The organism is Sorangium sp. So ce204, assembly GCF_051526795.1.
In the GTDB taxonomy this organism is placed as follows: domain Bacteria; phylum Myxococcota_A; class Polyangia; order Polyangiales; family Polyangiaceae; genus Sorangium; species Sorangium cellulosum_B.
In genome coordinates this window covers 6,965,693-6,991,693 of sequence record NZ_CP150317.1, presented here as the reverse complement: position 1 = coordinate 6,991,693, position 26,001 = coordinate 6,965,693, and the positions used below count along the sequence as shown (strand labels likewise).

Sequence of the window (26,001 nt, the reverse complement as noted above, 5' to 3'; positions counted from 1 at the left end):
ATGGACGTCCCGGTCCTCGTGAGCGGGCTCTCGAAGGTGTACCACGCCGATCGCGAGGACCTCGCGGTGCGGGCGGTCGACCGGATCGGCTTCGAGGTGCGCCGGGGCGAGTCGGTCGCGATCATCGGGCCCTCCGGCTGCGGGAAGTCGAGCCTGCTGAACATCCTCGGGTGCCTGGATCGGCCGACGGAGGGCACGTACCGGCTCGGGGGGCGCAACGTGGCGGAGCTCGACGACGACGAGCTCGCGGCGCTCAGGAACCGCCACATCGGGTTCGTGTTCCAGAGCTTCAACCTGCTGCCGCGGATGACGGCGGCGGAGAACGTCGAGCTGCCGCTGCTCTACGGGGCGGTGAAGAACAGCCGCGCGCTCGCGGAGGGCGCGCTCGATCGCGTGGGGCTCGCGGCGCGCGCGCGGCACCTGCCGTCGGAGCTCTCCGGCGGGCAGCGGCAGCGCGTGGCGATCGCGCGGGCGATCGTGACGCGGCCGTCGATCCTGCTGTGCGACGAGCCGACGGGCGCGCTCGACAGCAAGACGGGGCGCGACGTGCTGGAGCTGCTCCTGTCGCTGAACGCGGACGGGACGACGCTGATCATGGTGACCCACGACCTCGGCGTGGCGCGGTCGCTCTCGCGCGCCATCCACATGAGGGACGGGCACATCGTGGCCGACGGGCCTTCGGCCGACGTGGTGTCGGCGTTCCACGCGGGCGAGATGGAGGCGGCATGCTGATCAAGGAGACGGCGAAGAGCGCGTGGCGCTCGCTCGCCTCGAACCGCCTGCGCACGCTGCTGACGATGCTCGGCATGATCATCGGGACGGCGGCGGTCGTGGCGGTGCTCGGGATCGGGGAGGGCGCGCGCAGCAGCGTCGAGGGGCGGATCCGGTCGCTCGGCGCGAACCTGCTGATGGTGCGCCCGGGGTCCGCGTCGGCGAGCGGAGTGCGGTCGGGCACGGTGAAGACGCTGACCGAGGACGACGCCGAGGCGCTCAAGGGGCTCGACGGCGTGGCGGCGGTCGCGCCGGAGCGGAGCGGCAGCGCGCAGCTGCGGTACATGGCGAGCAACCTGAACGCGTCCGTGACGGGGATCACGCCGGCGTACCTCGAGGTCCGCTCGCTGTCGGTGGCGAGCGGCGTCTCGTTCTCCGACCTGGACGAGCAGCAGCGGGCGCGCGTCGTCGTGCTCGGGGCAAATGTCGCGCGGCAGCTCTATCCGGGGGCTTCGCCGCTCGGGACGCGGCTCCAGATCAACGGGAATGCGTTCCGGGTGGTCGGGGTGCTGACGGAGAAGGGGTCGGGCATGGGGTCGCCGGACGACGGGGTGTTCGTGCCGCTGTCGACGCACCGGTCGGTGCTGTTCGGGCAGGATCACCTGTCGACGATCTCGCTGCAGCTGGCGAGCGAGGAGCGGTCCGACGCGGTGATCGCGCAGCTGGAGCAGCTGCTGCGCCTGCGCCACCGGCTGCGCGCGGATCAGGCGAGCGATTTCGAGGTGCGGTCGCAGGCCGAGATGCTGGCGACGATGGGGCAGATCACGGGCACCTTCACGATGCTGCTCGGCAGCGTGGCGGCGGTGTCGCTCATCGTGGGTGGCATCGGGATCATGAACATCATGCTTGTCTCGGTGCGGGAGCGGACGCGCGAGATCGGCGTGCGGATGGCGGTGGGGGCGCGGCGCGGGGACATCCTGCGGCAGTTCCTTGTCGAGGCGGTCGTCGTGTCGCTCGCGGGCGGCGTGGCCGGGGTGGGCCTCGGGTACGGGGCGGCGGTGCTGCTGTCGCGGTTCGGGGAGTGGGCCACCATCGTGCCGACGTACGCGGTCGGGCTGGCGCTCGGGGTGTCGATCCTCATCGGGATCACGTTCGGCGTGGGGCCGGCGAGGCGCGCGTCGAGGCTCGATCCGGTGGAGGCGCTGCGGTTCGAGTGAGCGGCAATGGGGGCGGCACGGGTTGAAGGCGCGAGTCTCGGGCGTGCGGGACGATCAACCAACATGACCAACACACATGACCGCCGGTCGTCGTCCCGAGAACCGAACTCGCTGGCCTGAATGAAGGAGGCTCGTTCCCGCCGCCCGCGCCCACCGCGAGGGAATGCAGACGCCGCTGGCTCTGGGCCGCACATCGGTCCACGCACACCCGAACCCACGCCGCTGCGCGGCGGTCCGTTCTGGCCGATCACGCAGCATTTGCCGGTGCAGCGCTGAGCTCGCCATTGCTTTTCAGTGCCGGCGCGCCGCCGGCTCGCTATCCTGTGGTGGGATGGATGTCCTGCTGCAGAACGACCACCTGACGGTCACCCTCGATCAGGAGATGTCGATCGTCCGCAGCACCCGCTCCGAGCTCCCCTATCCGTCACCCGACGATTTCATCCGGGTCCACTCCGACGCGCTCAAGGTCTACGAATCGCTGGATCGCTGGTGCCTCGGCCACCTGATCGACCTCCGCCGGGCTCCGATGAACAACGATCCGGCGTTCGAGGCCGCGACGATGCGCACGCGCAGCATGCTCGTCAGCGAGTTCACGTGCGTCGCCATCGTCGTGCGGACGGCGGTCGGCGCCCTCCAGGTGAACCGGCTCCTGCGTGAGGAGAACAACGACCATGTCGTCGTGCTTCAGGACGATGACGCCGCCGTGGGAGTTCTCCTCGAGGAGCTCGGAAAGCAGGTGCGCCGGTCCAGCGCGCCGCCGCACAGCCGCCCCCGGAGCTCCCATCCCCATCCCTGGATGCGCTCCGCCAGGCAGCGCTGAGCCCGATCATCCGTCCGGCGACGTGAAGGCGGCGCCGGCGCCAGGAGCGAGGGCGCCTGTCATCGCGCTTCTCGTGAGCGCTCCGGGCCTCTAGACTCCCAGGGTGCGCGCCGATCGCAGCCCGTGCCCGCGATGCGGCCTCCTGATCGACGCGGAGGGGCGCTGTTATCCGGGGTGCCAGGGGCCGCTCGCCACCGTGCGCTGCGGCGGCTGCTACCAGCTGAACCTCCCCGACGCGGAGCGCTGCGACGGGTGCGGGCACGAGCTCGGCCTGGAGCCCATCCCCGAGCCCGACGCGCTCCTCTGCGCCGATTGCGGCGTGCCCTTCTCGGCGTTCCGCGCCGCGGCCGGCCTCCTGCGCGACTGCGGCCGGTGCGGCGGCCAGCTCGTCGACCACGCGCTCTTGCGGGACCTCCTGGAGCGCCGGGAGAGCTATGGGACGAGCGCGCCGAGGCCGCCGCGGCAGCCGGAGCACGTCGACGTCCGCGTGCGCTACGTCCGGTGCCCGGCGTGCGGCCAGCGGATGAACCGCAAGAACTTCGCCGGCAAGAGCGGCATCATCGTCGACATCTGCAGGGAACACGGCACCTGGTTCGACCGGGGCGAGCTCCCGCAGCTGCTCGCCTTCGCCGCGTCGGGCGGCACCGCGCGGGCGAGGCAGCAGCAGATCGAGGAAGAGGCGCGGTCGCGCCGGGAGGCCGAGATCGCCAGGGAGGCGGCGCGTCGGGCGAGCGCCGTCGTGGCCGCCTCGTCCTGGGAATCCCGCTGGAACAACCGGCGGGCCGCCGTGCAGGAGCTGCTCGAGCTCCTGTGGCAGATCACCCGCTGAGCGTCCGCGCGCGCTGGCCGCACCGGTGAAGAGACGGGTGAAGAGACGTTAAGGGGCGTGCAGGACGGACGGGGGCGTCGTATGACGTGCCGCCACGACATGACGTCCCTCGACCAGCGCCTGTCGGCGCTCGATCTGTCCGTCCTGCCGACCTGGGTCTACGACCACGGCCGGCACCGGTTCCCCTGGGTGAACGCGAAGGCCCTCCAGTTCTGGCACGCGACGGATCGCGCCGAGCTGCTCTCCCGCGACCTCTCGGACCTGTCGCCGGCCGTCCGCGCGCGGCTCGACGGCTACCTGCGCGTCCTCGCGGAAGGGGAGACGGTGCTGGAAGACTGGACGCTCTACCCGCGCGGGACGCCCGCGACCGTGACGCTCCACGGGCAGCCGATCGACCTCGATGACGGGCGGCTCGCGATCCTGTTCCAGGCGCTCCCCCAGGCCGCCAGCGTCGGCGCCTCGATGGTGCGCGGCGTGGAGGCGGTCCGCCACTCGTCGGTACTGGTCAGCCTCGTCGACCGGGAGGGGAAGGTGCTCTTCCACAACCCCGCGGCCCTGCGCGCCCTCGGCGACGCGCCGGCGATCGACGCGGCGTTCCCGGACGAGGGCGTGTGCGCGGCGGTCCGCGGCGCGATCGACGCCGAGGCGGCGTGGGCAGGGGAGGTGCGGGTCGTCACGACCGACGGCGAGCGGTGGCACCAGGTGGAGGCGCGCCCCACGACCGATCCCGTGACCGGCGCGCGCGCGGTGCTCGTGCAGCAGCTCGACGTCACGGCGCAGCGGCGCGCCGAGGGGCAGGTCGAGGAGCAGGGCCGGCTCATCGACCAGCTGAACCGCTCGCTCGCCCTCGTGGAGGAGCAACGGCGGCAGATCCTGAACCTCTCCGCGCCGATCCTCGACGTCGGCCGGGGCACGCTCGCGGTGCCGCTCATCGGGCGGCTCGACGCGGAGCGCGGCAGCGAGCTCGGAGAGCGGCTCCTCCCCGCGATCGTGGCGCAGCGGGCGTCCCACGTGGTCCTCGACGTCACCGGCGCGGAGGCGCTCGATCCGGACGGCGCCGCGGCGCTGGAGCGGCTGGCGCACGCGATCCAGCTGCTCGGCTCCAGGCCGATCCTCACCGGCGTCCGCCCGGAGGTCGCGCGCGCGCTCGTCGACGTCGACCTCGGCGAGGAGCTGCTCGTCCTGCGCAGCCTCGGCCGCGGCCTGGAGGTCAGCCGGAGGCGCGCGCGTGGAGGCGCGCGGCGCCGGGCGTAGGCGCCGGCGCGCGCGGCGCCGCCCGGAGCAGCGCCACCCGAAAGGGCGTCCCCGCGCGCCTGCGACCGCCGCAGCGCTTTTCGAGCTGCCAGGCCGGACGGCCTCTGCCATAAGAGGCCGCCATGACGCTTGAAATTCGTGGAAAGTGGGCGCTGGTCACCGGCGCGAGCCGGGGTATCGGAAAGCGGATCGCGCGCGGCCTCGCGGACCTCGGCTGCAACGTCGTCCTGCACAGCCGCGACGCGGCGCACACGCGCGAGCTCGAAGGGGAGCTCGCCGGCAAGGGGATCCGGGTGAGCGCCGTCTCGGGCGAGCTGTCGGATCAGGCGGCGGTCGACCGCATGCTGGACGACGCCATCGCGGCGTCGGGCGGGATCGACCTCCTGTTCAACAACGCCGCCATCATGACGCCGTTCCGCGCTTCGCACCTGCAGACGCCGGCGGACGATTACCGGCTCAGCTTCGAGGTGAACGTCATCAGCCCGATACGGATCACGTACCGGCTGCTGCCGACGATGCTGGAGCGGCGCTTCGGGCGAATCGTGCAGGTGACCTCCGGGATCCAGGATCAGCCCGAGCTGATGGCCTACGCGGCGTCGAAGGCCGCGCTCGACAAGTTCGTGCGCGACATGGCGCCCTCGCTCCGCGGCACGGGCGTGCTGATGAACCTCCTCGATCCGGGGTGGCTGCGGACCGATCTCGGCGGGCCGAAGGCGCCGAACGACGTCGAGTCGGTGCTGCCCGGGGCGCTCGTCCCGGCGCTGGTCGACGGCGAGGTCCACGGGGTGCTCTTCCGCGCGCAGGACTACGCGCGTCCCGCGGCGCGCTGACACGCGCGGGGCGTGCTTCTGACGTCCGCGCGCCCCGCGTGAATCGCGCCGGCTCGACAAGTTGTGCCGCGTCGCCGGTGCGCGTCTTGCTAGCGTCGTGGGAGATGAACGAGAGCTCGGGACCTGGGGCGGACACGACACCTCGCGCGGGCTGCGGCGCGGGGGAGGCTCCCACGGCGCGCGCGACGGCGGCCGTCGCGCGTGCGGCGCGATGGGGGCGCTGGGCGGCGCTCTTGCCGGTGCTGGCCTGCGCGTGCTCGCTGGAGGGGTTGTCCGCCGCGTGGGACGCCTCGCCGGCGGCCGCGGGAGGCGGGAGCAGCTCGTTCAGGATCAGGATCGAGGCCGAGGACTGCGAGCTCTCCGGCCGCTTCGAGCGAGTGGACGACCCGCTGGCGAGCGGCGGGACGTACGTGGCGGTCCCCGAGGAGGCGAATTGCGAGAGCGACCGGGTCGACTGCTCGTTCGACATCGGCGAGGCCGGCACGTTCCAGATCAGGGCCAGGGTCGCCACGGGGCCCGACGAGAGCACGGACAACTCGTTCCTGGTCCGCGTGGACCATGAGCCGGAGCTCGGGACCAGGTACGACTTCAACGGGACCGAGTTCCACGAGGATTACGTTCACGACTCGAAGGACGCGACAGGGCTGCTGCTCAAGTTCGCGCTCGATCCAGGCATGCACATCGTCTCGTTCGGGTGCCGCGAGGACGCGGCGAGGCTCGACTGGGTCGAGCTCGTTCGAATCGGCCCCTGATCCCCGGGAGGCGCCGCGGAGCCGAGCACGGGACCACGCCGCGGCGCTCGATATCGCGGGCATCGTACAGCGCCAGGGCTGATGACGCGGTGTTGCACGTGTCCACCGTGTCAACCGGTGGTTGACAGCCTCGGTCGCGGCGCCTGCCCGGGAGCGCCGGAGGAGAGCTGCGGCGCGGCAGAGATCCGTGCGGGAAATGCGGTGAAGCCGTGTGATCCTGACAGGGCTGGTTCGTTCTGAACTGATGGCATGTGTGTTGCTGTGAAGCTCGAGCGAACGGCTTGTGTGCTGTCCGGCGTCTCCGCCCGCGTCGCGCGAGCTGCTTGGCCTTGGCTCATCACGGAAAGGTGACTTGCTCATGAAGTGCGAATCTCGAGTCGCTTGGGCTGCGCTGCTCGCGCTCGGCATCCTCGGCGTTTCGGTGGTCGGGTGCGGCTCGGAGACGTCAGAGCCGGAAGACGACGCGGGGCAGCCGACGAGCAGCGGGAGCGCAGGCTCCACGGCGAGCGTCGGCGCCGCCGGGACCGGTGGGACCGGCGCGGGCAGCGGCGCTGGCAGCTCCAGCGGCGGGACCGGGGGCTCCGGCAGCGGCGAGGGCGGCTCCGGCAGCGGTGAGGGCGGCTCGGACGAAGGCACCGGCGGCTCCAGCAGCGGCGCGGGCGGCTCGGACGAAGGCACCGGCGGCTCCGGCAGCGGCGCGGGCGGCTCGGGCAGCGGCGCCGGCGGCGGCGACCCCGGCGCGGTCGACTTCAGGATCTACGGCTATGCCACGACCGGCGACGGCACCACCGGCGGCAAGGGCGGACAGGTCGTCTCCGTGAGCTCGCTCGACGCCCTGAGGAGGGAGGCCGCGAGGGACGGCGCCCTGATCATCCAGATCACCGGCAAGATCAGCGGTAGCGGCGACGACGTGGACGTCACCTCCGACAAGACGATCGTGGGGGTCGGGTCGAGCGGAGAGCTGGAGGGGATCGGGCTCAATCTGAGGAGGGCCTCCAACATCATCGTCCGCAACCTGAAGATTCACCACGTGCTGGCCAGCAGCGGCAACGGCGACGGCATCCACATGGACGAGAGCCACAACGTCTGGATCGACCACTGCGAGCTCTGGGCCGAGTCCCCCGCCGTGAACTCCGACAAGGACAAGTACGATGGCCTCATCGACGCGACCCACGAGTCCTCGAACATCACGATCTCGTGGAGCTACCTGCACGACCACTGGAAGGGCATGCTGGTCGGCTCGTCGGACAAGGACAACAGCGACCGCCGCATCACCTTCCATCACAACCGCTTCCGCAACGTGAACTCCCGCATCCCGAGCTACCGCGGCGGCAACGGGCACGTCTTCAACAACTACTTCGAGGACGTCCCCACGTCGGGGGTGAACTCACGGGTCGGCGCCTGCCTGAGGGTGGAGGGCAATCACTTCTACAAGGTGAAGAACCCCATCACCACCCTGGACAGCCCGGCCGGCGGTACACACCGCATCGACAACGTGTTCGAGCAGACCACCGGGACGCAGGCGTCGGGTGAAGACTGCTCCTGGACCGCGCCGTACGAGTACCCGCTCGACCGCGCGGCCGCCGTCAAGGCGCTCGTCCTTCAGCACGCGGGCGTCGGCAAGACGGACCCGCTGGCGAACCTGCCCTGAGCGCCGCCGCCGCCGCGCCCCTCGTCCCGGCGGCTCCAGGCGGGAGCGCGGCCGAGCGCGCGTCCACCGACTGAGCCATTCCCGGCCCGTCGGGGTACATAGGGAGCATGAACCCCGAGCCGCCCCTCCGCGCCTGGGTGCGACCGCCCCTCACCCAGGGGAGCGTGGCGCGCCAGTGGCAGCGCATCGAGGAGCGGATCGAGGCCCGGGGCGCTCGCCACGGCCGCCGGTGGCTCTGGGCCGGCTCGCTCGCCGGAGCGCTCGCCCTGGGGGCGGCCGCGCTGTGGGTGGGGGCGCGCGGCGGCTCGTCCAGCGCGCCGCCGGCCGCTGTCGCGGCGGTGGGCTCGGTGCTGTCCCTGGCGGACGGCTCGACGATCTCGCTCGACCAGGGCGCGGAGCTCGAGGTGCAGCGCGACGAGCCGCGCCACGTCGCGACCGCGCTGCGCTCGGGCGCGGCCCGCTTCGAGGTCGTCCCCGACGCCGCGCGGTCGTTCACCGTCGTGGCGCGCGGCGTGGAGGTCCGCGTCGTCGGCACCGAGTTCCGCGTGGCCGTCGACGGGGCGACGGAGGAGGTCACCGTCTCGGTGACGAAGGGGATCGTCGAGGTCCGTCACCCCGCGCGGCCCGACGACGTGAAGCGGCTGCACGCGGGCGAGTCGTGGTCGACGAGGCCCGAGCCCGCGAAGGCGGAGCCGCCCGCGGGCGCGGTGCCCGCCCAGCCCCCGCCCGCCCAGCCGCTCGCCACGGGCGTCCCTGCCGCGCCAGCGCAGGGGAGCGCAGCGGCCGCGCCCTCCGCGCCGAGCGCCGACGCCGCGCAGAGGCTCTTCGAGGCGGCCAACCAGGCGCGGCGGGCAGGGGATCTCGCGCGCGCCGCGACGCTGTACCGGCAGCTCGTTGCGAGGCACCCCGGCGACGCGCGCGCGCAGATCGCGGCGCTCGAGCTCGGCCGCATCGAGATGGAGCGAGGCCAGGGCACGAACGCCGAGGACGCGCTCAAGACCGCCGCCTCGTCGGCGGCAGGCTCGTCGGTCCACGAAGATGCGCTCGCCCGCCTCGTCCGGCTCTACGATGGCCAGGGGAAACGAGCCGCGTGCGAAGAGGCCCGACGTCGCTACCTCACGACCTACCCGAGCGGCGTCCACGTCGCCGCCGTGAAGGCCGCCTGCGCGCCGCGGTGATGGCGGCGGGGCGCGGGCTCGTGCTTCCGGCCCTCCTCGCCGCCTCCGCCGGGGTCGCGCGCGCCGAGGGAGACGCCTGCGGCGGCGATGCGCCGCCGATCGCCGTGCTCGTCGAGGGAGCGACGCCGGAGCTCGAGCGCGCGATCTTCGTGGACCTGGCCGCCGAGCTCGCCCGCACCGACCTCTGCGCGCGGCTCGAGGCGGGCGCCTCGCCCGACGCGCGCGGCGCGGGGCGCGAGCGGGCGATCGCGCGCGTGACCATCCGCATCTCGCCGGAAGGCGTCGCCGCGGTCCACATCGACGATGCCGTGACCCAGAAGCGCCTCGAGCGCACGGTGGACGTGGCCGGGCTGAAGGACGACGGCCGCGCGCTCGCGCTCGCGATCGCCGCCGACGAGCTCCTCCGGGCGAGCTGGGTCGAGCCCACGCTGAGGCGGCGGGCCGCGATGGCGAGCGCCGCGCCGGCGCCGACGGCGGCGCCGGCGCCCGCGGGCGGGGTCCGCGAGGCGCCGGGCGCGGGCGGCGGAGCGGATCGGCGCGCGAACGAGATCGGCGTGCGCGCGACGGTGGACGCGTACGGCGGCGGCCAGGTGCAGCTCGGGGGCGCGCTCTTCCTCCGCCGGGACGTGCTGCCCTGGCTCGCTGGCTCGGTGTTCGTGTACGCGCGCGAGGCGCTGCCCGCGTCCGCCGCGCTCGGGACGGTGCTCGGGCACGCCGCGGGCGGCGGCGCCTCGCTGTCGGCGTACGTCGCGCGGACGGGGCGCGCACGGCTCGGCTTCGAGGCGGCCGTCGAGGTTGGCTACGTGCTGTTCGAGGGGCGCGCCGAGGAGGGCGCGTCGGCGTCGCGCTTCGGGGGGCCGAGCGCGTTCGGCGCGCTCGGCGTGACCGCGGACGTCGAGGTGCGGCCCGTGCGCTTCGGCGCGAGCGTCGGCGCGCTCGCGCCCTTCATGAGGGTGGAGGCGCTCGCGGGCGACGCGGTCGTCACGAGCACGGGCGGCCCAGGCGTGCTCGCCGCGCTGGGCGCTGGGGTGGTGTTCTGACTCGGCGCTCGACGCGGCCGCGGGCGTGGCGCGCGATCGCCGTCGCCGTCGCCGTGGGGGCGTGCACCCAGAGCGGCGTCGTCCTCGAGGCGGGGCCGGGCGGCGCCGGCGCGGGCGGCGCCGGCGCCGCTGGAACAGCGGGTGCGGGCGGCGCCGGTGCAGCGGGCGCCGGCGCGGGCGGCGCTGCCGAGGACACCGTCCTGCGCGTCGACGGCCTCGTCGCGGGCCCGTACCACACGTGCGTCATCCAGGGCGGGCGGCTCTCCTGCTGGGGGGCCAACGACGCGGGGCAGCTCGGCGTCGGGGACACGGAGGACCGGACCACCCCGGCCGCGGTCGAGGGCGACGGCTGGGCCGAGAGCGCCATCGGCGAGCTCCACAGCTGCGCGAGGCGGCTCGACGGCAGCCTGTGGTGCTGGGGCGCGAACGGCGAGGGGCAGCTCGGGATCGGGTCCGCTGCCTCCCAGGTCACGCCGGCGTTGGTCAGCAGCGCGGCGCGGATGGCGCAGATCGGGAGCACGTACCTGCACACGTGCGGGGTGGACGTCGATGCGGCGCTCTGGTGCTGGGGCGACAACGAGGAGGGCCAGCTCGGCCTCGACGATCCCTTCCCCGAGGATGGCGTCGACCGCGACCAGCCCACGCGCGTCGGGTCGGCGAACGACTGGACGCTCGTCGACGGCGGCCAGGGCCACAGCTGCGGTATCCGCGCGCCGGGCCACCTCTACTGCTGGGGGCGCAACTCCAGGGGTGAGCTCGGCCTCGGCGACGACGCCGAGATACAGCTGCGCGATCCGCGCCGCGTCGGCGACGCCGCGGACTGGATCGACGTCCGCACCGGCCAGAACGGGGCCTGCGGGCTGCGCGACGCAGGACGCGGAGGCCACGAGGGCGCGCTGTACTGCTGGGGCGAGAACTCGTTCGGCGAGGCGGGCGTCGGGCACGAGGAGATCCTCCGGGCGCCGGCGCGCGTCGGCGCGCTCGACGACTGGGTGAGCTTCTCGATCGACACCTTCCACACGTGCGGCGTGCGCGCGAACGGCGAGCTCTACTGCTGGGGCTACAACCTGGAGGGCCAGCTCGGCCTGGGCGACATGAGCGATCACACGACGCCGGTGCGCGTCGGCGACGCCTCCGACTGGGCGTCGGTCGCGGCCGGGCGGCACCACACGTGCGCGCGGAAGCGCGACGGCGCGGTCCTGTGCGCCGGGCTCAACGATCGCGGCCAGCTCGGCGCCGGAGACCTCGATCGGCGCCTCGTCTTCACGCCGGTCGCGGGCGCGCCGTGAGCGCCGTCACGCGCCCGGCTTGCGCGGGCGCCCGGCCTGCGCCGAGAGGCGCTCCTCGGCGGCCGCGATGCGCCGCTTGACGGTCGCGAGCGACGCGCCCGTCGCCTCGGCGACCTCTTCCAGCGACATGCCCTCGACGCGCCGGAGCAGGAGGGCGACCCGCTCGGCGACCGGGAGCGCCTCGACCTGCGCGTAGAGCTGCCGCACCTCGACGGCGACGTCCTGCGGGCAGTCCGCGCCGACGACGTCGTCGAACGACACCTCCCCGCGGCGCGCGAGCCCGAGCCGCTCGGCGATGCGCTGGCGCCGCAGCTGCTTGTGCGTGAGCCGCACCGCCATCGAGGCGATCCACGAGGCGAAGGCCTGGGGGTTCTCGAGCTTGTGGAGGGAGACGAACGCCGTGAAGAACACGTCCTGCACCACGTCGTCGAGGTCCGCGCGGTTCGGGATCAGGCGCCAGAGGATCCCCGAGACGTACGGCACGTGCCGCAGGAAGAGCGCCTCCTGCGCCCAGCGCTCCCCCGCGCGCGCGGCCAGGACGAGCTCCGCGTCGGAGGGGCCCGCCTTGGCCGCGGGCGGCGCGCCTGGCGTCGTCGCGCTCCCGCGTGCGCTGGGCGGACTCTGGCTCACGACGGACGATATACAATAGGGGATCGTCGCCGGACGAACTGTGAGCTCAGGGGAGGGGCGAGGTGCGCCGCCTGACGCTTCCCGATCCGGAGAGCTTCCGGGAGGTCCCGTCGGCACGGGAGAAGCGGCGCGTCGCACGGCGGAGCTGCCCGCGCGGGAGCCGAGTGTGGCGAGCGCCGACGATGTAGTCCGTTCAGCGCCGGGGGTCGTCTCGAAGGTGTCTCGTGGCGTCCGGTGATTCCGTCGTCTCCTGATGTATAAGGGCCTATCGGGCCCCGCCGAATTGGGCGATGCGCCGCTCGGGGAGCTCGGCTCTCTCGAACGGCCCGGAACCTGGGGGAAGATCTCGTCATGTTGACCTTCGCGGCGCTTTGTGCTCAGAGCCGGGCGATTTCACGGATGGCGTTCGATCGGAAGTACCCGCACGCCTGGCTGCTCCGGGAGCTCGGCCCCGATGACCAACCTCCCCCGTCGTTCAAGACCCTCGTCGCCGGGACCTCGCCTGGCATGAGCGGCCAGCCGATCTCGTCCCGTCACCGGATCTCGTCGGGGATGATCGCCACGTCGCACGGCTGCGAGCTCCTGCCGGTGGCGAAGCGCCCCGAGAGCCCCTGGCAGGATCGCATCCTCATCGGGCGGGCGCTGAACAGCGATGTCGTGCTCCGCGACGCGTCCGTGTCCAAGGTCCACGCCCACATCTCGGTGCTGGTCGCGGACACCCCGATGCTCCACGCGAGAAAGAGCACCAACGGGACCTTCCTGAACGACCGGCTCCTGGCGCCGTCCGGGGACGGCGTGCCTCTCCGCAGCGGCGACATGCTCCAGCTCGGCAACGTCCTCTGCGAGTTCATCGTGAACGCCGATCTCTACCGGCTCGTCGCTCGCTGAGGGCGGGGCTTCCCCGCTGCTGCGCTCGCCCGTCGGATCGCCCGAGCCCTGACTGATGATCGCCGGCGCCGGCGCCGGGATCAGCTCCGCTCCGGGTGGGGCGCGCGGAAGAGCACCTCCACCGGGCCCGCGTGCGTCTCCACGACGTAGCTCGCCTCCACCGGGTCGCCGCCGCGGAACGCCCTCGTGACCTCCTTGCGCCGCTTCATCAGCTCGACCAGGCCGAGCGCGAGCGCCTCGGAGGCGGTGAGCTCCTTCGGCGTCGGCTTGCGGCCGATGAGGTCCTCGTCGACCATCGCGAGCGTGGGGTAGGCGTCCGGGTCGGCCAGCTCCCAGCGCTGCTCGGCGACCTCGGCGCGCAGCGCGGGGTGCAGGTCGCTCGCGCGATCGAAGCTCAGCGAGAAGAAGCTCGCCGGCAGCGACGCGGGCGGCGCGTCCGGGAGCTTGGCGGTCTCGGCCAGGTAGAGCGCGAACCCGCGCGCGCTCTCGAACAGGAGGACGCCGTGGCTCTGGCCAGCCTGCCCGACGACGCACAGCGCGAGATCGCGCGCGCCGAGCGACGGGATCGACAGCGCCATGATGTCGGCGTCGCTGGGCACCGCCTTCCAGGGCGTCACGCGGTAGAGCGCGGCCGCCGCGCGGAAGAACGAGGCCATCGCCGGCGCCTCGATGCCGCCCCCGAGGAAGCTCGGCGTCAGGCGGCCGTCCCGCGCGCCGAGGTGCGCCTCCAGGTCCTCGGCCACGACGTCGATCTCCGGCGTGGGCGCGACGCGGACCTCGACCTCCGGGCCGAGCCGCGCCCGCAGGGCCTCCGCGAGCGCCGGCGAGGCCACGCGCACGCGCTCGGGCAGCCGCGGCTTGCCCTCCAGGGGACCTCTGGCGGCGGCCTCGAAGCTGTCGACCGCGCCCGTCACGACGTCGCCGGGGCGCAGCGCGGCGCAACTCAGGACGAAGCCGCGCTCGGTCATCCAGACGACCGCCTCGGGGCGGTACGCGTCGTCGCCCTCGTGCACGAACGCGCGCAGGGAGAAGAAGCCGCCGATCCACTCCTCGTCCCTGCGAGGCAGCGAGCGCGCGCTCTTCTTGGACCGCTTCTTCTTGGGGGCTGGCACGGAGGACATCAGGGCACCTGTTCGCGAGGGCGCTCCAGCCGGCACGCTCGACGACCTGGGAGCGAGGGCGAGACCGGAACCGAGAGGAACAGAGAGGAACCGCGAGGAACCAGAGGAACCGCGAGGAACCGCGAGGAACCGAGAGCGGAACGCTAGCGCAAAGGCCGCGTGCGTCGAAGCGCGAACACGGCGCAACGGGCGCAACGGGCGCAACGGGCACGCAAGGGACGTGCAAGGGGCACGCAAGGGACGCGCAAGAGGCACGCAAGGGACGCGGCGTGGCGGCTGGCGCGGGGGTCTTTCGTCTGGCGCTCGTCGCGGTGCCCTGTTATCGGTCATCGTGGTCCAGCGCGGGGACCTGAAGCAGGTGTCGCTCGCCGACCTTCCAGGGGACTCGATGCCTGAAGCGATCAGCAGAGGCTCCCGGCGCTCCGCAAAGGGTGTGGGGCGCGCGGGGCGAAGGGGGCTCGGTCAGCCCGCGCTCGGGCTCCTCGTGACGCTGGCCGCCTGCGCGCAGGCGGGCGTGGCACGGGCCGAGCAGACCGCCGCAGAGGTGTCCGAGGACGTGAAGGCGCTCCCGGTGACGCGCGACGGCGTGGCCGCGAAAGGGGCCAGCGCGGCCCGCCCTGTCGAGCCGGGGAAGCGCAAGGTCATCGCGGCTGCGCCCGCGAGGTACGCCCTCGCGCGCGACGTCGAGGTGACGCGGCCGGGAGAGGCCGTCGAGGTCCCCGTGAGGGCGCTCGCGCCCAGCGCGGCAGCGCAGGATCCCGCGCCTTCCACCGGCGACATCGAGCCGCGCAGGCCGACGCCTTACGACGCAAGGCCGGATCCGATCCACCGGAACCTGATGTGGGTGACGGGCGGGCTCACGCTGGCGGGCATCGCGCTCGGAAGCACCTTCGGTGGCCTGGCTATCTCCACGTGGGACAAGGTCGACGACGCGGCGAAGACGGCGTGCGCGAACCCGAGGCGTTACCGGGACTGCGCGCAGCCGGTGCCCGATCTGGCCAGCAAGGCGATGTCGTATGCGACAGTGTCCGATTTCTCCTTCATCGCCGCGAGCGTGGCGCTCGCCGGCACGGCCGTCCTCTGGCTGACGCTGCCCTCGGACGGGCCGCGCGCGGCCGCCCGCGTCCAGCTCGCTCCGGGCGTCGTCGGTGGCTCCGTCGTCGGGGCGTTCTGATGACGATGAGGCTCGAAAGGCGCGCTCGGCTGTGGCTGGCGAGCTCTCTCGTCGCGGCGAGCAGCGCGGGCTGCGCGGAGATCGTGGGCATTCAGCTCATCGACGAGCAAGGCGTCGGGGGCGGCTCGTTCAGCGAGCCCGGCTATACGTGCCAGTGGGCGATGTCTTTCGGTGGCGCCGAGACAACGCTCGGCGGGATCGCGGCCGACGAGGACGGCACGCTGTGGCTGGCGGGCGGCTTCAAGGGGGACCTCACCGTTGCCGGCGGCGCCCCGCTCACGGCGGGCGGCGCCGGCAAGGACGTCTTCGTGGCGCACCTCGCGCGGGACGGGAACCACGTGTGGAGCGAGCGCTTCGGGAACGCGGAGAACGACACAGCGACCCACGTCCACCAGGCGACCGCGATCGCGCTGGACGGCGGCAGCGTCTACGTGGCGGGCGACTTCACGGGCAGCCTGTCGTTCGGCGCGGACTGCGGGCTGCCCGAGGGCGCCGGCGACGCGTTCGTGGCGCGGCTCGACAAGAGCGATCCCGACGGGGTAGCGGCGTGCGTGACGCACGGGTCCAGCGGTCTTGACGAGGCGAAGGCGGTCGCGGCGGAGGGCGACCGCGTCTTCGTCCTGACGTCGCTCCAGGGCGGGCTGGACATCGGGTTCTCCAGCTACGATGCGCAGACCCTCCTGAACCCGTGCAGCGGCGTCTTTGCGGGCCGTGAGGGAGCGCGTTTCTGGCCTCGCGATCTCCGCGTGGCCTCCGGCGATGCCTTCGTGATCGCCGATTTCGAGGGCCGCGTGAGCGTGGGCTTCCCCGGCTTCGAGAGCGCGCTGCCGCCCGGCGGCGCGGCCTCGGACGGGATCGACGCGCTCCTGGCGTCGTTTCCGGCGTCGTGGATCTGCGATGGATGGAGCGCCGAGGGGGCGGACGTCTGGTATCGACACTACGCCGCTCTCCGCGGCGATCAGCGCACCAGCGCCGTGGCGATGCACGAGGCGGGCGTCGTCTTGACCGGCTCGTTCGAGGGGCAGATCGATCTCGCCGGAGAGATCGCCTCCACAGGAGAGGACGGCTTCGCCGCGCACCTCGACCGGAGCGGCGCCGCCACGTGGGCCAAGCAGCTCGGGGGCAGCGGGGCGCAATCGGCGCAGGTCGTCGGCGTCGACGAGCTCGGAAAGATCGTCGTGGCCGGGCATTTCGATCAGCAGATGAAGGTCGATGACGTCGAGATCGGCGGGGAGGCCGGCGAGGGGAACGCCTTCCTCGCGCGGCTCCGGGCCACGGACGGCGAGGTCGAGTGGCTGGACGCGCTCGGCGGCCCTGCGCTCCAGCGGATCCTGGCGCTCGCCGTCTCCGGGACGGACGTGTTCCTCGCAGGCGCGTCCGGCGCCGACTTCGCGCTCCTGAACTGCCCTGTCGAGGCCGAGGACGGTCAGCTGTTCGTCGCCAAGCTGTCGGTCTCCTCGCGCTGACGGCCGTCCGCCGGGCGCGGGCGGCTGCGCTCGATGCCGCCGCCGCCGCGCGAGAGCAGCGCCCGCGCGCAGGGCGCGATGACCTGAGCGAGCGCGCGCTCCCGGATCGCGCGCCGGTGCTGCGGGGAGAGCACGCCGAAGCCGAGCAGCGGGCCGCGGTGGCTGGCCTCGCTCGGGGCGGGGAGCTCCGCGGAGGCCGCGGCGAGCTCGTCGATGATGGCGCTCGCGAGGGAAGGATCGCGGTCGAGGGCCCAGGCCGCGAACCGGAAGGCGAGCTCGGCGTGCCGCGTCTCGTCCTCGGCGATCTTCTCGAGCGCGCGCCGCACCGAGGGATCGGTCGCGTGGAGGGCGGCCTCGGCCGCTTCGATCGCGGCGATGGTCTCGCCGATGCACCCCTCGCGGAGGGTCGTCACGAGGATCTCGCGGGCGCCTTCGCCGCCGAGGGCGCCGTCGATGGCGAGCGGCCCTGGGCCGACGCCGCGGCCGGCGAACGCGCTGGCCAGCTCGAAGCACGTGCGCGCGTGGTCGGCCTCGTCGCCCATGGCCGCCTGCGCGGCACCGACGAGCGCCGGCGGCGCGCCGAGCGACAGGAGCTGCAGCGCGAAGCGCGCGAACGCGGCGATCGACGCGTGCTCGAGGAGGGCGGCGCGGGTCCAGTGCTCGGCGAGGGCCGCCCGTTGCTCGATGGACAGCTCTTCCAGGCGAGGCGGCGCGTCCGGAGCGGCGGTCCGCCAGTCGTCGCGCGCGGCGGGCTGCGCGGTGCGCACGACGCCTTCCACGAGGAACGGCCGGCCGATCGCGCAGATCTCCGCCGTGCAGGTGTGCCGCAGGGCCTCGAGCGAGCATTGCTCGTCCCCTGAGCAGTCCTGGTCGCTGGCGCACTCGTCGGCGGGCGTCTGGCACGCGAAGGCGGTCCCGCCGCATCCGGGGTGCAGGACGTAGCTGGAGCAGAGCAGCCTTCCGCAGTCCTGGTCGCTGGTGCACCGCGAGGGCACGCACCGCCCGACCGGATCGCCGCACAGGCAGATCTGTCCCTCGCCGCAGTCGGCGTCGGTCGTGCACCCGTACTGGCAGAAGCACCCTGGAGCCACCTCGCCTCCGGTCATGACGTCGCAGTAGCCGTGTGGCTGCTCGGTGCAGTCGGCGTCGGAGGTGCAGTTCCCCGTCGCGCCGCTCGGGTCCGCGCAGGCCTTGGCACGCGGGAGCGGGCTGGGACAGGTGACGACCTCCGCGCGGTGGATCCAGCCGTCGGCGCAGCGCACGTACCCGGTGTTCTGGTCCGCGACGATGATGGGCTCCGGATCGTCGCAAGCGAACGGAAACCCTTCCGGTGGCAGGCCTCCTGTGCTGCTGGAGGCGCCTTGGCCTGTGCTGCTGGAGGTGCCTTCACCTGTGCTGCTGGAGGTGCCTTCACCTGTGCTGCTGGAGGCGCCTTCACCTGTGCTGCTGGAGGCGCCTTCACCTGTGCCGCCGCCCGAGCCTTCAGCGGACGTGACGTTTCCACCGCAGCTCAGCGCAGGCGCGATCGCCAGCACCGAGAGCAGCCTCGCACCCCAAGAGTCCATCGAGACGAGCAATCGCATGGTATGTCCCTCGTTCCAGGATCTTACCCGGGTTCGGCGCCGCGGTCGCGGGCGCCACGAGCGTCGTTGCCGCGTCCGGCGCGCCGTGCGAGCGTCGCGTGATGCGGGCGTTGATCGCGGGCGGGGGGATCGGCGGGCTGACGGCGGCCCTGAGCCTGCACGCGGCCGGCATCGATGCGTGTGTCGTGGAGGCCGCGCGAGAGATCAGGCCGCTCGGCGTCGGCATCAACCTCCTCCCTCACGCCGTGCGAGAGCTGACGGAGCTTGGCCTCGCAGACGCGCTGGTGGCGACAGGGATCCCGACCGCCGAGCTCGTGCACCACGATCGGTTCGGCGGTCGGATCTGGGGCCATCCGCGGGGTATCTCCGCCGGGTATCGCTGGCCACAGGTGTCGATCCACCGTGGTGAGCTCCAGTTGATGTTGCTCGCGGCGGTGCAGCGGCGCCTGGGGGCCTCCAGCGTGCGCGTCGGGCTGGCGGTGGAGAAGTTCGAGCAGACGACGTCCGAGGTGCAGGTCACGGTGCGGGATCGGCGGACCGGTGAGCGCGACGTGGTCCCTGCGGACGTGCTTGTCGGGGCCGACGGCATCCACTCCGTGGTTCGCGCGCAGCTCCACCCGGCGGAGGGGCCGCCCAGGTGGAACGGCATTCACATGTGGCGCGGCGTGACCGAGGGCGAGCCGTTCCTGGGGGGGCGCAGCATGATCATGGCCGGCAGCAACCTGGCCGCCAAGTTCGTCGCGTATCCCATCTCCCGCCGCGCGGAGCTCCGCGGCCGGGCCGCGATCAACTGGGTGGCGGAGGTGCGGCTGCACGAGGGGGCGGCGGTCGCGCCGGGGAGCTGGAACCGGCAAGGACGCCTGGAGGACGTGCTGCCCCACTTCGCGGCGTGGCGCTTCTCCTGGCTCGACATTCCGGCGCTCATCGCCGCGGCGCCCGTCATCTTCGAGTATCCCATGATCGATCGCGATCCGCTGCCGTGGTGGGGCGCTGGCCGGGTCACCCTGCTCGGCGACGCTGCACATCCCATGTACCCTGTCGGTTCCAACGGGGCCTCCCAGGCAATCCTCGATGCTCGCGTGCTGGCCTGGCACCTCGCCCAGACGAGCGCCCCCGAAGAGGCGCTCGCCGCCTATGAAGCTGCGCGCCGTCCGCCGACGAGCTCCCTCGTCCTCGCGAACCGAGCGATGGGCGCCGACCGGGTCCTCTCGATGGTGGAGCAGCGAGCGCCGGCGGGCTTCGCCCGGATCGAGGACGTGCTGAGCAGCGCCGAGCTCGAGGCGATGGGTCGCAGCTACACGGAGATGATTGGAACCGACGTTGAGGAGCTCAACGCCCGGCCGTCGTGGGGCGTCGGCGGGGGACGGGAGGCGCCGGGAGAGCGGAACGGCTCCAGCTGATCGGCGCGGTTCCGGCGAGCCGGTGGCCGAAGGCCGCCACGCTCCGATCGCAGCGCTGCAAGCTGCGATTCCACGACCGCAAGGTGCACGTCTATCGCTGCAGGAAAAGCATCTGAAATCAGGCAGGGGCGTCCTTGGCTCGCCTCCTGCAAGAGGCGCAAGCAGAGCGCCCGTGACGGTTTCCCCCCCACCGTCGAATGGGCGCTCTGTTTTTTTGTGCTCCTGCCATAGGCGCCGTGCGGGGGGGCAGGAGGAGTGTCTGGCTCGGCTCATGGGGCCTGGCGGACGTCCATGACGGATGCGCTCGCGCCTGCTGGCCGCTTCCGGCGCTTTCTCAAGGCAGACGATGGAATCTATCCATCCTCTCGGTGACCGGCCCGACGACGGCCGGGCTTCGATGCCATGATCGGTCACGGCGCCTTCGTCCGCGGTATCCGCCGCCTTCAACCCGGGTCGGGCAGAGCTCCCGCCGCCTTCAACCCGGGTCGGGTAGAGCTCGGGCAGAGCTCCCGCCGCCTTCAACCCGGGTCGGGTAGAGCTCGGGCAGAGCTCCCGCCGCCTTCAACCCGGGTCGGGTAGAGCTCGGGCAGAGCTCCCGCCGCCTTCAACCCGGGTCGGGTAGAGCTCCCGAGTTGAGCAGCTTTTCGTCGCCAGGGATTCGGCGAACCACCGTGGACGGATCTCGGCACGTTCGCGGCGTGTCACCGCCTGATCGAGCGCCATGAAGGCGCCGCTCTATGGCGTGCGTAGGGCGACCGTCATCAGCGTCGATCGCCGCAGATCGCCGACAACAGCGACACAACCACGGCGACAGCGACACAACCACGGTGCGGGCGTGACCCAAGACCAGGCGGGGGCACCTACAGGGCCCGCACGCGAAGTCAACGTGGGAGAAGCGTCCGCAATAACCGCTCTTCCACACCTACGTCCCAGTCGAAGTCATGGCAAAGCGGCTTGATTCGTGTTTCGAGATGGAATACTAAGTTTTATGTATGCTGCCTCGTAAAAATCTATTTTCTTTCACATCGAAAGACCCCTCGGCGTTCGGGATCCATCTCGCCGCTGCGGCGAGGGAGCACTCCGTCTATTTCGACGAGGGACTCGGCGTGCCGGTCGTACTCCGCGGGGCCGATGTGGCCGCGGTGCTGCGCGACAGCGAGACCTTCAGCACCCGGGCCTACGACACCGGGATCATGAAAGGGACGCTCGTGACACTTGGCGGTGAGTCGCACACGCGCATGCGGCGGCTCTTCAACGCGGTCCTCTCCCCACGCGTGATCTCCCGCTACGAGGAGGCGACCGTGACCCCGGTGGCGCGCAGGGTCGTGGAACGGCTCGTGCGGAAGGAGCGGGCGGATCTTTTCGATGATTTTGCGATGTCGATGCCCATGGGCGTGACGAGCGCCCTCTTCGGGCTCCCGGAGGAGCGGATCGCCGAGAATGACGTGCTGATTCGCAAGATGATCCGCAGCGTCGTGATGCCGCAGGATCCCGTCGTCATGGCCGAAGGACGGAGCGCCCACGCCGCGATGGAGGCGCAGCTCCGGGAGATCGCTGAGCGCGAGGTGGCGCACCCGAGCGATACGCTGCTCGGCGAGATCGCGCGGGCGATCGTCGCGGAGGGGCTGGGTGGTGTGGAGGCGTGCGAGGGGGTCGTGCTCACGTTGATCCTCGCCAGCTACGAGACGACCAGCTGGATGCTGGCCAACCTGCTCGTGGCGCTGCTCGCCCACCCCGACGCGATGAACCAGCTGCGTCAGCAACCTTCGCTCCTGCCGCAGGCCATCGAGGAGTCGACCCGCTGGTGCAACAGCGCGGCGGGCATCGTGCGGTTCGTCGAGCGTGAGGCGACGATCGGCGGCGAGACGCTGGCTGCGGGGACGATCCTCTACCTGTCGCTGATCGCTCGCCATTACGACGAGGAGATCTACCCGCGACCGGAGACCTTCGACATCCATCGACGACCCGTGGGGATGCTGAACTTCGGCGGCGGTCCGCACTACTGTGTCGGGGCGCCGCTTGCGCGGATGGAGGCGAGGATCGGCGTGTCCCTCCTGCTCGAGCGCTTTCCGGCGCTGCGGGCCGATCCGACCGTGCAACCGACGTTCTCAACGGCGCCGCGCGGCGCGGCCGCGTTCGGACCTGACCAGATTCCGGCGCTGCTCGTGTAATTTTCGCGACCCGACCCAGGTTGGCGGCGGCGGCGGCCCGCGGCGCGGCGCGGCCCGCGGCGCGGCGCGGCGGCCCGACCCAGGTTGGCGGCGGCGGCGGCCCGCGGCGCGGCGTGGCCCGCGGCGCGGCGCGGCGGCCCGACCCAGGTTGGCGGCGGCGCGCGGCGGCCCGACCCAGGTTGACGCCGACCCGGGACCCGACCCGACCCGCGACCTAACCCCCGCGCGATCCGACCCAGGTTGGGCGGCGAGGACCGCGAGGACCCGACCCAGGTTGTGGACTCTGGATTCCGTGGACTCGACCCAGGTGGGGCGATCCGAGTGGCATGGCGGCCGCCACCCCTGGCGTAGGAGCCGCCACCTGCGGGGCGCCGCAATTCCTTGAAATGATTGACTGCGATCTCTGGCACAGCGTTTGTTGATGTGGACGGGCCATGAGCCACCCCCGCGAGATCGCGCCCGGCGCTACCTATATGATCACCCGTCGCGTCTTGCGTCGGCACCTGCTCTTTCGCCCCGACGCAGCCATCACCCAGCTCCTGGTCTACTCGCTCGCGGTCTCGGCCCCGCGCTTCGGAATCGAGGTTCACGCGTTCTGCGCGATGTCAACGCATCTGCACCTGGTCGTGACGGACGTGAATGGCGTCCTGCCGCGCTTCTTGCAGTTCTTTCATCGTATTGTGGCGCTCGGGACCAAGGTGCTTCGCGCATGGGAAGGACCGGTATGGGACCACGAAGCCACGAGCGTCGTGCGACTCCTGACGCGCGCTGCCGTGGTGGAAAAAATAGCGTACGTACTCGCAAACCCTGTAGCCGCTGGCCTCGTCCGGCATGCGCGTGAGTGGCCGGGGGCGAAAGTCGATGTGGGAGAGCTCGGCTGCGGCGTGCTGCGAGCGGCGCGTCCCGTGGCGTATCTGGACCCGGAAAATCCACAGTGGCCCGAGGAAGTGACGTTACCTCTCGCGTTGCCGCCGGCGGTAGAGCAGGACAGCATCGATGACTTTCGCCACGAGGTTGCAGTTGAACTCAACGTACGGGAGGCGCAGGCCCATTCTGCGCTTCAGCAGCAGGGGCGCCGTTTTCTTGGTGCTGAGCGAGTCACCACGATCTCGCCGTACGAGCGCGTAACGAGCTTTGAGGCGCTGGGTGAACGCAATCCGACCTTTGCAGTCGGCCGCGAGCAGGGGGACGTACGACGAATCGCTGGCGCCGCTGTGCGGGCGTTTCGCGCGTCGTACCGCGCGGCGCTCGAGCGGTGGCGCGCCGGGGTACGCAGTGTGGTATTTCCGGCGGGGACGTGGTGGATGTGCACGTTCCACGGCGCCAGCACGAGGGACTTCGGGCTCACGGTGTAGATGTCGGGCGGCGATCTCCACAGCGGTCCGGAATAGGAAGGGCGGCTCCGACGCGTCGTTGCCGTCGCATGGGAACATCCGTTTGGGGGAGCTGGCGCGGGCGGGCGAAGTGTTCATGGGGCGCTGCGCGCCCCTCACGAACGGGGGATGTGGTGTCGATCGCCGATGGATCAGCCCCGGGTGACGCCGATTGCGTTTGATCGGCGGACGCCGATATTTCACCGGTTGTTGGGACGATCTGGAGCGGCTCGTCGTGCAGAGAGCGCGCTTGGCATCCGTTGCGCCGGGTCGTTGCAGACAATGCCGTTGTGGTCAACCCGGGTCGCGCATCCGGCTTGTTCCGACTGTGGGCCCCGAGAAGGCCGCCGCGAAGCGGCGCCGGAAATCCGTATCCGCGATCAGCTTGTCGCGCAGCGTTCGGGACATCTCAACATGGTAGAATGGTGCGCCCATCTGACGCGACCAGCGTGCTTGCACGTTCGTGGCACCCCCCAACCTATCAATCTCCGTGGGGTAGGCGAGGACCTTTCCCTCGTTGATGATCGCCCGTAGAGGGGCGAGCAGTCGGTCCAGCGCGGCGCCGTGCCCCACCGCGCTGGCGATAATGGCGGCATTCGGAGCCGAACGGTCTTGAAAGCCGTGCAGCTGCACGGTGGGCGTGCCGGGGAAGCTCTGGAGCAGCGCCCGGTGCACGGACAGGAAGAACGAACGCTCGGCGTGGGCTACGTCTGCGAAGGCGAGCGACGCAATCAGCCGCTCTCGGGAAGCACGGTTATCTCCACGAGCGCTGCCGCCGGTGCCCTGGGCGCCGTCCTGCGTGGTGTTGCCGTCGACGGCTTCATCACCGCCGTCCTCGCCACCAGCGCCTTCCGTGCTCTCGTCACCATCCGCGGTGTGACCCGGGTTGCGCCCGCCCCCGACAGCGGCACCCAGGTTGGGGCGCCCGCCTTCTGCGCCGTCTTCGTCCGCGCTGGCGTTGCGTGGGTTGGGACCCCCGCCGTACCGGTGCGACGTATTCACGAGCAGCGCGCGCGCCCGTTGCGCCTCGAAGATGGCCAGCGCGACGGGCAGCGTTCCCCGATCGAAGAACGTGTGCGGCGCCTCGACGATCAACGGCACGGCCGCTCCTACGCGCAGCACGACCGCGGCTGCGCCGCGGCGGCGCGTGCCGTCCTCGGACAACACCCACAGGTCGCGCCCGCGGACCGCCCGTAGCGTGAACCCCGGTGGTGCGGCCGGCGGCGGCTGCCTGTTCTGCGCGGCGAGCCCTGCCGCCGCGATCCATGCGGCGTACGTCACCTCCTCGGCGTCGTCCGGCGGCTCCGCGATGAGGTGGCGCCCGCCCTTGCGCAGCGGGGTGATCTCCTCGTCCAGCACCTCCTGCTCGCCGCTGTTGACCAGGGCCGCCGTCACGGGCTCCTCCGCAGCTGCTCCCGGGTTCGGCGCCGTGCCCGGCGCGCTCCCGATACTCCGACACACCCCCTGCGAGCAGCCGGCGATCGCGAGCAGCACCACATAGCCTGCGCTCTTCATGGTCGTCCTCGTCGTCGGCGCCTCGATGCCCTCCTTACTTTTCTCATGCTACGGCCTCGGAAGCCAGGATGACGCTCTGCGATAGCGCGCCCTGCATCGTCTCCTCTTCCGCGTCCGCTTCCGCTTCCTCTGCCTCCGCTTCCGGAGCGGGGGCGGTTTGCGCTAGTAGCACTGCATGCCTCGTTCCTTCGAGCCCGTGAAGGCACCGCCGCTCCCCGAGCAGGTCGGTCGTACGTTTCCGCGCATGGTCGAGCTGATGCAGCGGCTCCTCGCTCCCGACGGATGTCCTTGGGATCGCGAGCAGAGCTTCGCGACGCTCAGGCGCTACGTGCTCGAGGAGGCGTGCGAGGTCATCGATGCCATCGACGGCGGCGACCGTAAGGAGCTGTGCGCCGAGCTCGGCGATCTCTTGCTCCAGGTCGTCTTCCAGGCCGAGCTCGCCCGGGCCGAGGGGGCGTTCGGGCCGGACGATGTGATCGCTGCGATCTGCGAGAAGCTCGTGCGGCGCCACCCCCACGTGTTCGCGGACGAGAGCGCCGAGAACGCGGACGAGGTGCTTCAGAACTGGGAGCGCATCAAGGCGGACGAGCGGGCGAGGCAGGGGAAGGACCGCGGCGTGCTCGGCGGCGTTCCCCGCAGCCTGCCGGCGCTGACCCGGGCGCAGCGGGTCGGAGAGAAGGTCGCGCGCGTGGGTTTCGATTGGCCGGACGCGCGGGGCTCGCGCGCGAAGGTGGACGAGGAGCTCGGGGAGCTCGATCGGGCCCTCGATGGCGGCGATTCCGCCGCGATCGAGGAGGAACTCGGGGACGTGCTCTTCGCGCTCGGGAACCTGGCGCGCCACGCCGGCGTCGATGCGGAGGGGGCCCTGCGTCGGACGATCGACAAGTTCACCCGGCGCTTCGATCACGTCGAACGGCGGGTCATCGAGCGGCACGGGGGCTGGCCTGTCAAGGCGTCCCACGACACGCTCACGCTGGAGGAGCTCGACGGCTACTGGGACGAGGCCAAGCGCGCGGAGCGGCAGACCTGACCGAGGCGCGCGGACGGTCCTGGCGAGATGCGCGCCGGGGAGACGCCGGCAGCATCCGGCGTCACCCATGCGGCCTCTC

At 72.1% G+C, this 26,001-nt stretch carries 22 protein-coding genes; 18 read left to right on the top strand and 4 right to left on the bottom strand.

The genetic code is table 11. From position 1 onward, the window contains the following. From WMF22_RS26095 to WMF22_RS26045, 11 genes are all read left to right on the top strand, one after another. On the top strand, positions 1-732 hold the full coding sequence (locus WMF22_RS26095; RefSeq protein ID WP_437292719.1) for an ABC transporter ATP-binding protein: 732 nt from the start codon (positions 1-3) through the stop codon (positions 730-732). Continuing rightward, on the top strand, positions 726-1,928 hold the full coding sequence (locus WMF22_RS26090) for an ABC transporter permease (protein ID WP_437292718.1): 1,203 nt from the start codon (positions 726-728) through the stop codon (positions 1,926-1,928). The genes WMF22_RS26095 and WMF22_RS26090 overlap by 7 nt, the downstream gene beginning before the upstream one ends. Before the next feature lie 331 nt (positions 1,929-2,259). Further along, positions 2,260-2,748, top strand: coding sequence for a hypothetical protein (locus tag WMF22_RS26085; RefSeq protein WP_437292717.1), 489 nt, complete (start codon positions 2,260-2,262; stop codon positions 2,746-2,748). A gap of 103 nt (positions 2,749-2,851) precedes the next feature. Next, positions 2,852-3,577, top strand: a complete 726-nt coding sequence (locus tag WMF22_RS26080) for a zf-TFIIB domain-containing protein (protein WP_437292716.1) — start codon at positions 2,852-2,854, stop codon at positions 3,575-3,577. Positions 3,578-3,676: 99 nt separating this feature from the next. Continuing rightward, positions 3,677-4,831 (top strand): PAS domain-containing protein, encoded by a 1,155-nt coding sequence (locus tag WMF22_RS26075; RefSeq protein WP_437292715.1) that lies wholly within the window; start codon positions 3,677-3,679, stop codon positions 4,829-4,831. A 122-nt stretch (positions 4,832-4,953) separates the two neighbouring features. After that, on the top strand, positions 4,954-5,661 hold the full coding sequence (locus WMF22_RS26070; protein WP_437292714.1) for an SDR family NAD(P)-dependent oxidoreductase: 708 nt from the start codon (positions 4,954-4,956) through the stop codon (positions 5,659-5,661). Between the two features lie 104 nt (positions 5,662-5,765). Next, complete coding sequence (locus tag WMF22_RS26065; protein WP_438031535.1) at positions 5,766-6,413, top strand: hypothetical protein; 648 nt, start codon at positions 5,766-5,768, stop codon at positions 6,411-6,413. 358 nt (positions 6,414-6,771) lie between these two features. After that, positions 6,772-8,064, top strand: coding sequence for a pectate lyase family protein (locus tag WMF22_RS26060; RefSeq protein ID WP_438031534.1), 1,293 nt, complete (start codon positions 6,772-6,774; stop codon positions 8,062-8,064). Positions 8,065-8,171: 107 nt separating this feature from the next. Continuing rightward, entirely contained in the window at positions 8,172-9,242 is a 1,071-nt protein-coding gene (locus WMF22_RS26055) for a FecR domain-containing protein (protein WP_438031533.1), read from the top strand. A gap of 20 nt (positions 9,243-9,262) precedes the next feature. After that, a complete protein-coding gene (locus tag WMF22_RS26050) occupies positions 9,263-10,282 on the top strand; it encodes a hypothetical protein (protein WP_438031532.1) in 1,020 nt (339 codons plus the stop codon). 53 nt (positions 10,283-10,335) lie between these two features. After that, positions 10,336-11,571, top strand: a complete 1,236-nt coding sequence (locus WMF22_RS26045) for an RCC1 domain-containing protein (protein WP_437292709.1) — start codon at positions 10,336-10,338, stop codon at positions 11,569-11,571. Between the two features lie 6 nt (positions 11,572-11,577). Here WMF22_RS26045 and WMF22_RS26040 read toward each other — a convergent pair whose 3' ends face one another. Then, positions 11,578-12,201 carry an RNA polymerase sigma factor gene (locus WMF22_RS26040; protein ID WP_437292708.1) on the bottom strand — a complete coding sequence of 208 codons (624 nt, stop codon included), beginning with the start codon at positions 12,199-12,201 and terminating at the stop codon, positions 11,578-11,580. 399 nt (positions 12,202-12,600) lie between these two features. On the opposite strand from WMF22_RS26040, the gene WMF22_RS26035 reads away from it, so the two are divergent. Then, positions 12,601-13,089, top strand: a complete 489-nt coding sequence (locus WMF22_RS26035; protein WP_437292707.1) for an FHA domain-containing protein — start codon at positions 12,601-12,603, stop codon at positions 13,087-13,089. 80 nt (positions 13,090-13,169) lie between these two features. Here the strand turns inward: WMF22_RS26035 and WMF22_RS26030 are convergent, their stop codons facing one another. After that, the gene (locus WMF22_RS26030) at positions 13,170-14,210 is read right to left on the bottom strand and encodes a hypothetical protein (RefSeq protein ID WP_437292706.1); all 1,041 of its coding nucleotides are present in this window, start codon (positions 14,208-14,210) and stop codon (positions 13,170-13,172) included. 388 nt (positions 14,211-14,598) lie between these two features. Here WMF22_RS26030 and WMF22_RS26025 point away from each other — a divergent pair, with 388 nt between their 5' ends. Next, complete coding sequence (locus tag WMF22_RS26025) at positions 14,599-15,384, top strand: hypothetical protein (protein WP_437292705.1); 786 nt, start codon at positions 14,599-14,601, stop codon at positions 15,382-15,384. Between the two features lie 5 nt (positions 15,385-15,389). Continuing rightward, positions 15,390-16,850, top strand: a complete 1,461-nt coding sequence (locus tag WMF22_RS26020; protein ID WP_438031531.1) for a hypothetical protein — start codon at positions 15,390-15,392, stop codon at positions 16,848-16,850. Here WMF22_RS26020 and WMF22_RS26015 read toward each other — a convergent pair. Beyond that, positions 16,811-18,433: a ferritin-like domain-containing protein gene (locus tag WMF22_RS26015; protein ID WP_438031530.1), complete on the bottom strand. Its 1,623-nt coding sequence runs from the start codon at positions 18,431-18,433 to the stop codon at positions 16,811-16,813. The genes WMF22_RS26020 and WMF22_RS26015 overlap by 40 nt on opposite strands. 101 nt (positions 18,434-18,534) lie before the next feature. Here WMF22_RS26015 and WMF22_RS26010 point away from each other — a divergent pair, with 101 nt between their 5' ends. The 3 genes from WMF22_RS26010 (at position 18,535) to WMF22_RS26000 (ending at position 23,359) form a co-directional block, all read left to right on the top strand. Further along, positions 18,535-19,833, top strand: coding sequence for a flavin-dependent oxidoreductase (locus WMF22_RS26010; protein WP_438031529.1), 1,299 nt, complete (start codon positions 18,535-18,537; stop codon positions 19,831-19,833). Positions 19,834-20,825: 992 nt separating this feature from the next. Further along, positions 20,826-22,004, top strand: coding sequence for a cytochrome P450 (locus WMF22_RS26005; protein WP_438031528.1), 1,179 nt, complete (start codon positions 20,826-20,828; stop codon positions 22,002-22,004). Between the two features lie 434 nt (positions 22,005-22,438). Beyond that, the gene (locus WMF22_RS26000; RefSeq protein WP_438031527.1) at positions 22,439-23,359 is read left to right on the top strand and encodes a transposase; all 921 of its coding nucleotides are present in this window, start codon (positions 22,439-22,441) and stop codon (positions 23,357-23,359) included. A gap of 312 nt (positions 23,360-23,671) precedes the next feature. Here WMF22_RS26000 and WMF22_RS25995 read toward each other — a convergent pair whose 3' ends face one another. Next, on the bottom strand, positions 23,672-24,892 hold the full coding sequence (locus WMF22_RS25995; protein WP_438031526.1) for a hypothetical protein: 1,221 nt from the start codon (positions 24,890-24,892) through the stop codon (positions 23,672-23,674). A 175-nt stretch (positions 24,893-25,067) separates the two neighbouring features. Here WMF22_RS25995 and mazG point away from each other — a divergent pair, with 175 nt between their 5' ends. Beyond that, positions 25,068-25,922 (top strand): nucleoside triphosphate pyrophosphohydrolase, encoded by an 855-nt coding sequence (gene mazG, locus WMF22_RS25990; protein ID WP_012237435.1) that lies wholly within the window; start codon positions 25,068-25,070, stop codon positions 25,920-25,922. Positions 25,923-26,001 lie beyond the last annotated feature (79 nt).